This window comes from Paenibacillus suaedae, from assembly GCF_032337355.1.
GTDB lineage: Bacteria > Bacillota > Bacilli > Paenibacillales > Paenibacillaceae > Paenibacillus_B > Paenibacillus_B suaedae.
The window spans coordinates 341,203-353,893 of the sequence record NZ_JAVYAA010000001.1 but is presented as its reverse complement, the minus strand read 5'-3'; the positions used below and the strand labels follow the sequence as shown (position 1 = coordinate 353,893).

11 protein-coding genes are annotated in these 12,691 nt (G+C 47.3%); all 11 read right to left on the bottom strand.

The genetic code is table 11. The features are described 5' to 3' along the window. Positions 1-2: 2 nt before the first annotated feature. The 11 genes from RQP50_RS01550 to RQP50_RS01500 all read right to left on the bottom strand — a co-directional run bounded on the left by RQP50_RS01550 (position 3) and on the right by RQP50_RS01500 (position 12,545). Positions 3-1,145 carry an exo-beta-N-acetylmuramidase NamZ family protein gene (locus RQP50_RS01550; RefSeq protein WP_315742713.1) on the bottom strand — a complete coding sequence of 381 codons (1,143 nt, stop codon included), beginning with the start codon at positions 1,143-1,145 and terminating at the stop codon, positions 3-5. A gap of 37 nt (positions 1,146-1,182) precedes the next feature. Further along, on the bottom strand, positions 1,183-1,887 hold the full coding sequence (locus tag RQP50_RS01545; protein WP_315742711.1) for a PIG-L deacetylase family protein: 705 nt from the start codon (positions 1,885-1,887) through the stop codon (positions 1,183-1,185). A 2-nt stretch (positions 1,888-1,889) separates the two neighbouring features. Further along, positions 1,890-2,858 carry a GNAT family N-acetyltransferase gene (locus RQP50_RS01540; RefSeq protein ID WP_072727387.1) on the bottom strand — a complete coding sequence of 323 codons (969 nt, stop codon included), beginning with the start codon at positions 2,856-2,858 and terminating at the stop codon, positions 1,890-1,892. Positions 2,859-2,928: 70 nt separating this feature from the next. Further along, the gene (locus tag RQP50_RS01535; protein ID WP_174809722.1) at positions 2,929-3,789 is read right to left on the bottom strand and encodes a carbohydrate ABC transporter permease; all 861 of its coding nucleotides are present in this window, start codon (positions 3,787-3,789) and stop codon (positions 2,929-2,931) included. 20 nt (positions 3,790-3,809) lie between these two features. Beyond that, the gene (locus RQP50_RS01530) at positions 3,810-4,712 is read right to left on the bottom strand and encodes a carbohydrate ABC transporter permease (protein ID WP_072727388.1); all 903 of its coding nucleotides are present in this window, start codon (positions 4,710-4,712) and stop codon (positions 3,810-3,812) included. Positions 4,713-4,801: 89 nt separating this feature from the next. Continuing rightward, positions 4,802-6,229 carry an ABC transporter substrate-binding protein gene (locus tag RQP50_RS01525; protein ID WP_021254305.1) on the bottom strand — a complete coding sequence of 476 codons (1,428 nt, stop codon included), beginning with the start codon at positions 6,227-6,229 and terminating at the stop codon, positions 4,802-4,804. 34 nt (positions 6,230-6,263) lie between these two features. Further along, positions 6,264-7,178: an N-acetylmuramic acid 6-phosphate etherase gene (murQ, locus tag RQP50_RS01520; protein ID WP_072727389.1), complete on the bottom strand. Its 915-nt coding sequence runs from the start codon at positions 7,176-7,178 to the stop codon at positions 6,264-6,266. 195 nt (positions 7,179-7,373) lie between these two features. Next, the gene (locus tag RQP50_RS01515) at positions 7,374-8,234 is read right to left on the bottom strand and encodes a MurR/RpiR family transcriptional regulator (RefSeq protein WP_021254307.1); all 861 of its coding nucleotides are present in this window, start codon (positions 8,232-8,234) and stop codon (positions 7,374-7,376) included. Positions 8,235-8,430: 196 nt separating this feature from the next. Then, positions 8,431-9,459, bottom strand: coding sequence for an NAD(P)H-dependent amine dehydrogenase family protein (locus tag RQP50_RS01510; RefSeq protein WP_315742701.1), 1,029 nt, complete (start codon positions 9,457-9,459; stop codon positions 8,431-8,433). 96 nt (positions 9,460-9,555) lie between these two features. Next, on the bottom strand, positions 9,556-10,398 hold the full coding sequence (locus RQP50_RS01505) for a MerR family transcriptional regulator (protein ID WP_315742699.1): 843 nt from the start codon (positions 10,396-10,398) through the stop codon (positions 9,556-9,558). A gap of 320 nt (positions 10,399-10,718) precedes the next feature. Then, on the bottom strand, positions 10,719-12,545 hold the full coding sequence (locus tag RQP50_RS01500; protein WP_315742697.1) for an adenine deaminase: 1,827 nt from the start codon (positions 12,543-12,545) through the stop codon (positions 10,719-10,721). Between the last annotated feature and the right edge of the window lie 146 nt (positions 12,546-12,691).

The window sequence follows — 12,691 nt, the reverse complement described above, 5'->3', positions numbered from 1 at the left end:
CTCTATTTATACAAATGATACTGCTGCTTCATGGCACTGAATTCTCTGCTCTCTTCACGGAATTGCTCCAGCATCGCTTCTACATCAAGAGATTCCTCACGATACAACTTGTCTCCGCAGAGCAAATCGATGAACGGTCTGGAATTCTCCTTCACTGGCGGCAAGAAGGTGAACTGCTCATAATTGCGCTTAATAGTGAACATAAGCTTAACTCCCGCTTCAAACGGCTGCACCGCGCGATTGTCGAGCATATGGATCTGCACCCCGCCGCATTGCTCTCCTTCGAACTTCGAGAAGGATGGCTTGAAGTATACTGGACGGAATATAATGCCCGGCAGCTTCTGACGATTCATCTCGTCTGCCAGCTTCTCTGCCTCAATGAACGGTGCACCGATCATTTCGAATGGTGCTGTCGTTCCTCTGCCTTCTGATATATTCGTTCCCTCGAATACACAAGTCCCCGGGTACAACAGTGCTGAATCATAACGTGGTAATCCCAGAGACGGCATAACCCAAGGACGCCCCGTATCCGTGAACTGCATCGACCGCTCCCAACCGTCACAACGAACGACATGAAGCTTGCAGTTCCAACCCATTTGTTCGTTCGCCATAAGAGCGACCTCTCCTGCGGTCAAACCATACCGTACCGCTAATGGATAGTTGCCGACGAAGGATTGATAGCCTGGTTTTAAGATATTCCCTTCAACCGTCGTGCCATCAAGTGGATTAATCCGATCCAGAACAACGAATTCCTTGCCTGCCTTCGCGCAATCTTCCAGCGCGTACAGCATTGTATAAATAAACGTATAATAGCGTGCACCTACATCCTGGATGTCGTATACAACCATGTCCACTTCATCCAGCATTTCTTGACTGAGTCGCTTGGAATCCTTGCGATACAAGCTGTATACCGGAACGCCTGTAAATGGATCGGTGTAAGTCTCAACCTGTGCCCCTGCAGCTAAGTCGCCACGAACGCCATGCTCCGGCGAGAACATCGCTACAAGATTGAAGTTGTCATGCATAATTTGAATCGTCGATTCGAATTGATTGTTCAATCCAGTCGGCGATGTAATGAGACCAATTCGCTTGCCTTTGAATAGCTCTGTATATTCTCCAATACAATCAATACCGTTGCGGATCATAGGTGCCTCCCTCTAAGTGCACGTTCACTTGCCAATTTTACAATTCTGATTTTCGAACACACATCGTCTCTGCCGGAACCATGAATGTTTCCGCATATTGCTTCCGTGCCTCAATACCGCGGACCCGAGCCAGGTGCTTGTAGTATTCGAGATATGGGAATGACTTGCTGCCCGTTACGAACCAATGCAAGGACACTGCCTTCACCCACAGATCGTAAGCTTCTTGCGAGAAGTCCACGTACACGTAAGGCTTATAGTCGACTGCATCCTCCCAATTTTCCGCATAATAGAGAGTAGAAGCGAAGAATGCAGGGAGCTCCCGCTCGAACGATGCCAGCCCTGCGAAGAAGCGTGCATCATTGACAATGCGATGGGTCGTCATATGATCCTTGTGCATGCTGTTTTTGAAATGCGTAATAATGATGTTCGGACGCACCTGACGAATGACATCGCAAACTCTCAAGCGCATTTCTTCATTATCCTTCAGTTCACCGTCTGGAGTTTCGAATACGATCGCTTCACCGCCGAGCATTTCCGCGAATGCCTTCGCTTCGTTCACCTTCTGCTCGCGATATTCCGCCATATCTTGTCCGGCTGGAACCCCACGTTCTCCTGCTGTCAAAGCCAAAGTGACAATACGGTCGCCCTTGAGTGCGTGGCTTGCCAATACACCGCCTGCCGTCAGCTCCATATCCCCCACATGTCCACCAATTGCTAGAATCGTTCGACGCTGCTCGCTCATACCTACAACTCCTTCCTCATGATTGAAAATGATTTGACTGTCTGGAAACCTGCCTTCTCGTAAATGCGAAGCGCAGGGTTGGTACTGCCTGTGAACAACGACATATATTCCGTTCCCATGCTGCGAAATGCTTCGCAAAGCTTGAAAAACAAAATGGTTCCAAGTCCATGTCCCTCATGTCGCGGGCTTACGCCAATGCCTGCAAAATATCCCCTACCACTCTGCTGGCGAATGACCGGCCCTGCGAAGCCAACTGCTTCTCCTTGATAGGCTGCAATCACTACGGGAACACCGTTAGCAGCTGCTTGCTTAATCTCCCTGGTCCAAAATGGGTTGTGTAGTTCCTCTAGCATCGACTCGATCCCACGATGACGATTAAGGTCGACCAATTCCACCGCGTAGCCATCTGCTGCCGCTGCTAATTCTTTGCTCGTGATCTGCTCCGGAACTTCGAAGCTAGCCAATGGCAGATACATCGCTTGTTGAACCGCCCGCTCGAGGTAGCCCTCCTGCAGCAGGTAATGATAGAGTTCACTTCCGACAGGCACTCCAGGCGCATTGTTATGCTCATGCTGCGGTGTATTCGGAATATACCAAGGGAGCATCATTGGATTGAAGAACAGGATATCTGCCTGCTTCTTCCCAAGCTCACGGAAACGCCCCTCAACTGCATCCAGCATTTGTGTATAGTACTCGTCTGTACGGTAATTCCGAGACAAGATAATGCACGTAATATAGCCAGCATCGTGACCTAGCGGCAGATCATTTCCTGTACAGCCGCAAGCGAAGCCCTGCACACCGCCTTCATCATCAAGTAGAACGAATGTGTTCTCCGAATCGAAGTATGGGTTAGATTGAAATATGTCATGGAAGCTCTCTACGGTAAGCTCTTTATATCCATCGCGAACTGCCTCTTCATTCCATAATGCGATAACGTCTTCTCGATATTTGTTGTCCCATGTGATAAGCATCGCAGGACCTCCAATTAAACATTAAACCTTCATCGCAGCGATGAAGGTTCAGGATTAGATTGCAGGACTATTAGCCTTTCACCGCACCTACAGTTACACCTTGCAAGAAGTACTTCTGCAAGCTGAAGAAGAGAATAAACATAGGCAACGCTGAGATTGTAGCCCCTGCCATCATCGGCGCAAAGTAAGTCGTGTTGGCAAATCTGAAGTTTTTGAGGCCTACCTGAATCGTCTGCATATCCATTGTATTGGTAACCAAGAATGGCCAGAAGAACGTATTCCAGCTATCCATAAACGTCAGGATCGCCATTACCGCGAGTACTGTTTTAGACAAAGGCAAAATGATCTTGAAATACACTTGGAACTGGTTGCAGCCTTCAATCTTTGCACATTCCAGTACCTCATTCGGAATACTGCTCATGAACTGCTTCGAAAGGAAGATATTATATACAGTAACGAGACCAGGTAAAATCAAAGCGCTGTACGTATTTTGAATTTGGAAAATGTTAACGATTAAGATGTACAACGGCACTTGTGTTACCTGATACGGAATCATCATCGCAACGAGAAGCAATGTAAACAATGCTGTTCTGCCTTTGAACTTAATTTTGGAGAAGGCATAGCCAGCCATACTTGCAAAGAACACGTTTGATACCGTAACAACAGCCGCCACAAATAATGAGTTCAATAACCAACGCAGTGAGTATTCACTGTAATCAAAGAAGAACTTATACGATTCAAAAGATATTTTGGTTGGGAAGAGCGAATAGCTCATCGCCCCAGCTTCGACGGGATCCCCAAAGGAAGAAATAAGCATAAAATAAATAGGGAAGATCGTTGCCAAAGCAAATAGTAAAAGTATGAATATGATGGCAGCGTTTCTCGTATGTTTAGCCGCCGGATTTCCATTATGCGGATTGTAAAGTGACATCGTTGGCTTCTCCCCTTTCCTTAGTACTCCACGTCTTTACCCATAAATTTGAACTGAGCGAACGATATAATAGCGATAATTCCAGCCAACACGAGAGATTGCGCTGCAGCTTTACCGAATTCAAAGTATTTGAATGCGTTGTCAAAGATGAGCAATCCGACCATTGTTGTCGAGTTGTCTGGGCCGCCGCCTGTCATCAGATAAGCGTTTTGGAATACTTGGAAAGAGCCGATAACACCGGTTACCAACAAGAACAACGTTGTTGGCTTTAAGCAAGGAATGACAATGTACCACAGCTTCTTCAGGAAAGAAGCGCCATCCAATTCTGCTGCCTCATAATAACTATCATCAATACCGAGCAATGCTGCCAAATAAATAATGATGCTTGTACCATGGCTTGCCAGCCAGGACATCAGAACCAAGGAGAACATTGAAGTCGCGCTTGAGCCGAGCCAGTTCAGATTGCTGATGCCGAACAGGCCTAACAGCTGGTTCATAATCCCGGATTCCATTGGATCGAAGATCCACAGCCACACAACGGACATCGCAACACCTGATGCAACAGCTGGCAAATAGTATACGGCCTTGAACGTCGTCTGCAGCTTCTTGCTGAGCGGCAAGATGAGAATAGCAACCGCAAACGAGATCATCAATGCAACAGGAACCGTGAGTACCGTATACACAACCGTATTCTTAATTGACTTCCAAAAGAGCGGATCTTTAAAGGAAGAAATATAGTTATCGAATCCTACCCATGTAGATCCTAGCGGTTTATAATCCTGAAAACTGATTATAAAGGCACTTACGACCGGATATGCGGTAAAGATTGCAAATACCACTAATGCAACCGCGATAAACGCATATCCCCAACCAGAATCTCCTCTAATTTTCCGTTTCTTCAACGGCTTAGCTAATTGGGCCATAATGTGAAACCCCTTTCAATACGCAATGTCATAAACATTTCCGGATAGCCGTACGTCGAATCATACGGCTATCCGAAGCTGACTTCTTCTTAGTCCTTCACAATGCCGTCTTCACCGAATGTCGAGATCGCTGCCTCTTTCACAGCATCGAACATTTTCTCCGGCGTAATTTCATTGGCAATCAAAGCTTGAAGTTTAGGGACAATGACTTCTGTTTCCATTTTGATTGCTTTTGCACCCAGATCTGATGGGATGTCTGGACGTGCAGGCGCTGCATGGCTGAGCAATGTTTGTACAGCCTTTTCATTGAACTCGTCTCTTTGAATTGGCATTTTTTCAGCTTCTTTCTTAGCTGATGCCGTGATATGTGCTGCAAAGAGATCATTGTTCGTCGTTGCTGCAACTTTACCGCTTGCAAGGAAGTACGCAGCTTTTACTACGTTCGCTTTATGCTCAGGCGTTGGTTCATTTTTACCACGGAACGTTACATAACCATCTACTGCAACAGTAGATTTCTGTTCTTGCCCCAAGAAGGTTGGAACTGGAAGAACCGTATATTGAACCGGGATGCTGCCTTTCACTTCGCTGCCATCTTTTTTCGCGATTTTTTCGTTGTTTTCGTTCGCGTTATTTTCGAAAGTTGCAAGGCCTTTACCTGTAATCATCGTTTGCCCTGTCAAGAACATGTTCCAACGCTTACCAGCGTCAACAGAGCTGAGTTCTTTCGGCATGGAGCCATCATCAATAAGTGTGCGAATATCCTTCAGTACTTCCAAGAAGTTTTTGCTTGTGTACGCATATTTCAAATCCTTATCGAATGGATCAGGCATACCAGCATTCTTGACCAGAATACCCAAGTAATCCTTGGAAGCTACACCTGCTGTTGCAAATACGAATCCATAACGGGAAGTTTTGTCGCCTTCCTTCACGACGCCCTTCTTCACAGCTTCGCGGAATTCGTCAAATGTCCAGCCTTCTTGCTGAACTTTCTTCCAGTCGATTCCTGCCTTCTCCAAGAACTCTCTGTTACCGCCCAACGCATGTACTTCCATGTATGCCGGGAAGCCGTAAAGTCCGTTGCCGTTCTTCATGTATTCAAGTGGAATTTTGTCATAGTCAGCAATCATCTCTGGTGTAGCTGTATCCGAGATATCCATCAACATACCTTGTTGAATGTATTTTGGAATACCTGTGGAACCGATGAATGCAATATCTGGCGGGCTGCCCGCGTTAACTTGTGTATCAAGCTTCTGCGTCACATCTTCCCAGCTTGCTGGCTCAATCTTCAGCGTCAGGTCAGGGTACAACTCGCTAAATTCCTTCTCCATTTGCTTGAAATTATCTTGGAACTTACCGGATACTGGTGGCAACAAAGCTGTAATTGTATCTTTTCCACCTTTGCCTCCGTTCGCCTGTTCTCCGGATTTTGCATCATTGGAACTTCCGCAAGCCGACAGCAAGGAAATTGCCAAGGTAAAAGCACAGATGGACGCCAATACACGCATTTTTTTTCTCATTGATAAAGCCCCCCTCAAGGATATCGAATGATTTCTATACCGCTTTTGTAAACGTGCCAATTGCTTTTTTCAAACTACCTTCACTTTGCTCTAATGCCCGTTCCGCTTCAGCTGCGTCAAGTCCTGTCTTGATCATCATGATGGCTAGCTTGCAGTTCATGGAAGCGCTTTCTAAATAGCTAGTCGCAGTCTTCGCATCAACGCCTGTAACCGCTTGGATAATCCGAACTGAACGGTCGCGCAACTTGATATTACTCGCTTTCAAGTCAACCATCAAGTTATTATAGGTCTTCCCAAGTTTAACCATCGTGCAAGTTGTCAGCATATTCAGTACCAACTTCTGGGCTGTACCCGCTTTCAATCTTGTCGATCCCATAATGACTTCCGGTCCTACAACAGGTGAGATGCATACATCGCAGACGCTCTCTATTTTGGATTGCTTGTTATTCACTACGCCGATCGTTGCCGCTCCAATTTCCCGCGCCTTTCTCAAGGCACCGATTACGAATTGTGCGCTTCCGCTCGCTGTAATGCCAACAACCGCATCCTTGTCCGTCACGCCGCATCTCTCGATTAATGCCATCCCCTCCTCTGCATCATCCTCGCAGCCTTCAACGGCCCATCTCAGTGCAGTGTCTCCCCCAGCGATATGTCCTTGCACTAGCGAAGGGTCAGTTCCGAAAGTGGGTGGACATTCTGAAGCGTCGAGGACGCCGAGTCTGCCGGAAGATCCAGCCCCGACATAGAACATTCTACCGCCATTTTTAAGCGCATTGTGCAGGGTGTCGACCGCTTTTGCAATTTGCGGAATCTCTGCTGCAACCGCTTGCGGAACTTTCGAATCTTGCTCATTCATGAGGCGCAGCATCTGATCGGTTGTGCACTCGTCTATCACTAATGTCTCTGGATTGATTTCTTCTGTCGTTAGACCCGCCAGATACTCATCCATAGCCATCCTCCTATCCTGTTTTGTATAACTTGCTTATATATCCATCTTAGACCTAAATGTTATCATGGTCAACAGTTTTTGAAATAAAATTTTATTATAAAATAAATTATTGGTGTTTTATTTTTGTTTTTCAACAAAAAAAGACATCGGCGCACGTGCCCTGCCGATGTCTGCCATGTTGATCTGTCCTTCGTATCAACGATGCTTGCTGGCCAAAATATTATGTGTTTTCGTCAAATACTTCTTCACATTCTTATATTCCGCACTCGCGACACCTGCAAAAAGAATATCGATAACCGTTAGCATAGCGATACGAGAACCCATCGCACCGCTGCGAATCGTAACCTCAGGCGTGGATATGCTCAGCACGATATCGGCATTATCCGCCAGCTCGCTTTTTGTATACTTCGTTATCGCAATAATACAGGCGCCATTTTTCTTGGCGATTTCCAACGAATCCAGAATATCAATCGTGTCGCCTGAATTCGAGACAAAGATCGCCACATCGCCCTTATCGAGCAGTGTAGCCGCCGTTAACTGACTATGCCCGTCCGTATACGCATGGCACATTTTGTTGATGCGCGAGAACTTCTGCTCCCCATCAATCGCAACGAGCCCTGATGCACCAATACCGAAGAACACAACCCGATTGCTCTCGCGCAGCACCTGCACGGCACGGCCGATTTCTTTCCGGTCAATGACACAGAGCGTATCCTCGATGGATTTACTATTGTTGCGCGAAATATTAGAGATGATCGTATCTAAATCATCCCCTGGTTGAATGTCTGTATACTGATCCTTCTGCTCGTCATCCATCGATCCGATTGATGCGGAGATGCTGACGATAAAGCTGCGGTAGCCTGAATAGCCCATCGTCTTGCAGAAGCGAAGCACGGATGCATCACTGGTTTTCGTCAGCTGCGCCAAGTTCTTGATCGACAAGTGCGGTATCTCCTCTAGGTTGGCAAGTACATACTCAGCAACGATGCGTTCTACTGGCGTAAGACTATCCTTCATATCACGGATTTTGATTAAAATATTATCATGTATCGACATATGTCTATCCCTACTCGCCAAGAAATTTTATTTCGAAATAAAACAATCATTTTGGTATTATATTTTATTCTAGCTTGCATCTTGTCGGAATGCAATGACTTTCATCGCACAATTGTAAAATTTCCAAAAATTATACAGGGAATAGTTACAAAAAAAGGCAACAGCTTTTCAGCCATTGCCTTGTTCACGATCTATATTATTTCACATAATAATGGAGCGGATAGGTGCGATATTGTGCCGGAGGCATTTTCTCCGTCGTGTAAAAGCCCGCTGGTGACTGCAGCAGATCCGGAATGCGATTGACCACCGTTGCACAGGTAAGCTCTACGGTAGCCGGGCACGCGATCTTAACCTCTGTCTTCGGTTCACCCTTGATGATCCAGTCATTATGATCCACTTCGTCCTCCGCATATACCTTGCCGATGCATTCTGTCACGATGACCGATCCTTGATGGGTTACCGTAGTGACAACCGCGGACATACCCGTCGCGTCGCCGGCCGGAATCGTTCTGCCGAGCGTCGTCGAGTACAGATCTTTGTCATGCGTCATCGGAATCAACTGCTGATCCATCGACTTGATCGTCCAGCCGAACTGCGAGCACAGCCACTCATTGGCATTGCGCATGAAGGAAGGCAAGTCATTGTTGCTTGCAATCTTCTCTTCAAATTCCGCAAGCGTCAATCCCGCACCATGAACCTCTGCCAGTGCAATGCCGTACTCTTCCACGTTGTAGCTGGACATGCCTTCGATTCTCGCAATCTGATGCGTTGCCCCTGCCAATGTCGTGATCAAGCTGCCCCAGAATACATCCTGATACCCGGATCCCGTCAACGTGCAGTTGTTGTCCTTCGCCAGCCGATCCAACCGGTTCGTCAGCGCCGGAGAAGTCGTCCATGGATAGAAGGCCTCTTCGCATGTACTGATGGCGTTCACCCCATAACGCGCAGCAAGTTCGAATGCAGCATACGTATCGCTTAGCAAGCTCGTCGTCGCAATAATGCACACCTGCGCGTCACACTCCTTGAATACTTCCTCTGCATCCGAGCGAATTGGCACGTTCAGCTTCACGCCGAGTCCCGCTACTTCGCCAACGTCCTTGCCGACGACGTTCGGATTAAGATCGACTGCACCAACGATTTCAGCCCCTTTTTCATACAAATATCTCAAAAAGTAAATTCCCATTTTCCCGCAGCCATATTGAATCACTCTGATTTTTTCTCGCATGTGGACAGCCTCCTTAATGGATTGTTATTAATTTCACAATCTAATGTATCTGAAATACTTGGAGCTCCTATGTCCTCATCATAAACTCTATAGCAACTATAGAGTCAATCCCTTTTGTACGGGAATCTGCAATTTCATGAACATGTTGCGCTCCTCATGATGAAATACCGGCAGTTCAACTACGACTTCGCAAATGTAATCGCCTATGATGTCGTAATCAAGCTCGCGAACGTAGGCGAGCAGCTTATTAGCGCACTCCTGCTCATCGAAGAAACTGCTGCAATAGATGCACAAATAGTCGTGCTCGGGAATCCATTCAACCCCCTCTTGCATAGCAAAGTCATCATCGACAAATAGAAATATTTCCGTGGATACGAACTCGCCTCGCTTCAACCTGTCCTTGCGTATCATTGAACCGACATTGCAGAAGTATGCCATCGGCAGGTGATTCACAATTGCCTGTGTTCGCAGCTCCCGCAATATATACTCATAGGACTCCAACGTGTTCTCATATATATTGATGCCGCTGTCATAGCAAAAGATTTTGCGTGCAGAAATGTGCTCCAGCACAATATGCCCATCTTTTGGCGTTTGTATATACGTTTCATAATTGTTGATGCTTACGTTAACTGCTTTCCTCATCTGCTCTAGTTCATTCATCTTCTGCTCAATGAGCGCCGCCTGCTTCCGCAGCATTGCAGGAATCGATTCGACCTCTTCATGATCGAGCCAAGCCTTGATGCTGTACAAGGACATTCCCAGATACTTCATATAGTTGATCATGTCCAATCTTGCGCACTGCTTGATTGCATAATACCGATAACCTGAGCTTTCTTCAATAAACTCAGGCTTCAAGAGACCGAGTTTGTCGTAATAGCGAAGCGTTTGTACAGAGGTATGATTCAGCTCGGCCATGCGGCCGATGGATAGTTTCGTCATGACGATGCACCTCAACTAGTAAGCTATTAAACGTATCTCTATCCTCTTCGCTTCATCATGTCGATTATCCTTCTACGATCCCCACCGTTACAGCATTGGTTGTTAGCGTAAGACATTCCGTTTCTTTATCCTCCTCATGCCCACGCCTGTAACGTATGCAAGAATAATTGGAGGATAGTAGGAGCAGCTGCAAGTGCCTCTGCATGCAGTTTCCACCTTTCTAATTCGCTAATTCATAAGAAAAGATTATATAAAAAAGGCGCTTTCCGCTTGGAAAGACGCCTGACTGAAATGACTGTATATAAAGATGAATACTAATTTTATTGCTCCACGAACAATGGCACCTGAACAAAACCTTGTTCCGTCGTTTTGATGAGACCGATGTCCGACAGGCGGAGTTCGGGAACGACAACGAGGGCAAGCAGCGATAAGGTCATGAACGCATAATTCATCGTGCAGCCTGCCTTGTTCAAGGCTTCGCTAACTGCCTTCGACTGTTCCGCCACTTGCTCGAACGGCGCATTCGACATAAGGCCAGCAACGGGCAACGGCAAAGTTACGATTTCCGTCTCGGTAACGAGCGCGATACCGCCCTGCATATCGGCAACCACATTCGCCGCTTTCGCCATAAGCTCATCGGAGTTGCCGATGACCATGACGTTATGACAATCATGTGCCACCGTCGAAGCCAACGCAGCCGGTTCCTGGAACCCTACACCGGATACGAAGCCTACTGCCTGCTTGCCCGTACCACGGTGGCGCTCGATCACGGCTAATTTACATAAATCCGCTTGATCTCGTAATGATGCGATTCCGTCTTCAACCTGCACAGACACAAGCAATTCCTTCGTGTCCACATGATTCTCCCTCACTTGAATCGAACGAGCGGTTGCAACACCGCCCGTAATCGGTGCTTCAATCACGAAGTCTTCTGCCTTTACCGGACGAGCCAAGTGTACGGAGCGAATCGCTGATTCGGGATAATGGAACTCTGGAAGTTCGACGACCATTTGACCATGCTCGGCGACTACTTGTCCGGCAGTAATCGTCATGATTACATTCACGTCGGAAATATGACCGTCCAGCATAATCATGTCCGCGAACGAACCCGGCGTAATCGAACCTACATCCCGCGCCACGCCAAATCGTTCTGCCGTATTAATGGTTGCCATCTGGAATGCCGTCACAGGACGCACTCCCTGCGCAATCGCATGGCGTACAACGAAATCCATATGTCCTTCATCTACTAGCGACTCTGGACTCCGATCGTCGGTGACGAGTATCATGCGGCGCGTGTCGATATTGTGCTCAGTATGGGCCTTGATTGACTCCGCAACGTCATGCCATGCGGAACCGCGTCTCATTTTCGCATACATGCCTAGCCGCACGCGTGCGATGACATCCTCCGCATTCACGCTTTCATGGCAACCGGTAATCCCGCTGGCGGCATATGCTGGCAATCGCCAGTCTTGAACAGGCCATGTATAGTGTCCATCAGCTACTCTGCCTGCGCGCAAGGCAGCTTGAATTTCCCCAATCATTTTGTCATCGCCGAATACGACGCCCGGGAAGTTCATGACTTCGCCAAGGGCAATCATGTCCGGGCCCCACGTAAAGGCTTCCGCTACCTCGGCCGGTCCAATCGAAGCGCCTGCCGTCTCCAGCTCTGGGCCGGTAGAAGGCACGCAGGAAGCGACCTGCATGTAAGCGGCGAGTGGAGTCGTTCTCGCTTCATCAAGCATAAGCTTCAATCCCGGAAGTCCGAGAACGTTCGTAATCTCATGCGCGTCGAAAAAGCCGCCTGTTGTCCCTTTTGGCAATACAGCTCTTGCAAATTGCGTTGGCGTAATCTGGCTGCTCTCAATATGGCAATGCCCGTCAAGCAGTCCGGGCGCTACATAACGGCCCTGTGCATCAATAACTTTCGTCGTGTCTCCGATAAGATGACTTGCATCCTTGCCTACAAATGCAATCCTTGAACCTTGTACACCGATGGACATATCGTCCAATATTTCTCCAGAAGTCACATTGACCAGCTTGGCATGCTGAATGACAAGCGTCGCTTTCTTATCTCCTCTTGCCGTTGCTACGAGGTCAGGCACGCATTCTGCTAGATGCGGTCTTGCAAAGAGTGATGCGGATCCCATTATGTCGATGTCTCCTTTGTAAGAAAAATATGGTTATACATGATGCCATCCTCCCATTATAGGTGATTGGGAAAATATTCTCTACAAGAAAAGACCGCAGCTAAGCTGCGGCCTACTTCCATTTACTATGATTAGCTTGTTAATCA

Excerpts from the sequence above, each read along its gene's own strand:
- RQP50_RS01515 (WP_021254307.1), bottom strand. The coding sequence starts at position 8,234 with ATGTCGATACATGATAATATTTTAATCAAAATCCGTGATATGAAGGAT.
- RQP50_RS01540 (WP_072727387.1), bottom strand. The coding sequence starts at position 2,858 with ATGCTTATCACATGGGACAACAAATATCGAGAAGACGTTATCGCATTA.
- RQP50_RS01550 (WP_315742713.1), bottom strand. The coding sequence starts at position 1,145 with ATGATCCGCAACGGTATTGATTGTATTGGAGAATATACAGAGCTATTC.
- murQ (WP_072727389.1), bottom strand. The coding sequence starts at position 7,178 with ATGGATGAGTATCTGGCGGGTCTAACGACAGAAGAAATCAATCCAGAG.
- RQP50_RS01525 (WP_021254305.1), bottom strand. The coding sequence starts at position 6,229 with ATGAGAAAAAAAATGCGTGTATTGGCGTCCATCTGTGCTTTTACCTTG.
- RQP50_RS01510 (WP_315742701.1), bottom strand. The coding sequence starts at position 9,459 with ATGCGAGAAAAAATCAGAGTGATTCAATATGGCTGCGGGAAAATGGGA.
- RQP50_RS01545 (WP_315742711.1), bottom strand. The coding sequence starts at position 1,887 with ATGAGCGAGCAGCGTCGAACGATTCTAGCAATTGGTGGACATGTGGGG.
- RQP50_RS01505 (WP_315742699.1), bottom strand. The coding sequence starts at position 10,398 with ATGACGAAACTATCCATCGGCCGCATGGCCGAGCTGAATCATACCTCT.
- RQP50_RS01530 (WP_072727388.1), bottom strand. The coding sequence starts at position 4,712 with ATGGCCCAATTAGCTAAGCCGTTGAAGAAACGGAAAATTAGAGGAGAT.
- RQP50_RS01500 (WP_315742697.1), bottom strand. The coding sequence starts at position 12,545 with ATGGGATCCGCATCACTCTTTGCAAGACCGCATCTAGCAGAATGCGTG.
- RQP50_RS01535 (WP_174809722.1), bottom strand. The coding sequence starts at position 3,789 with ATGTCACTTTACAATCCGCATAATGGAAATCCGGCGGCTAAACATACG.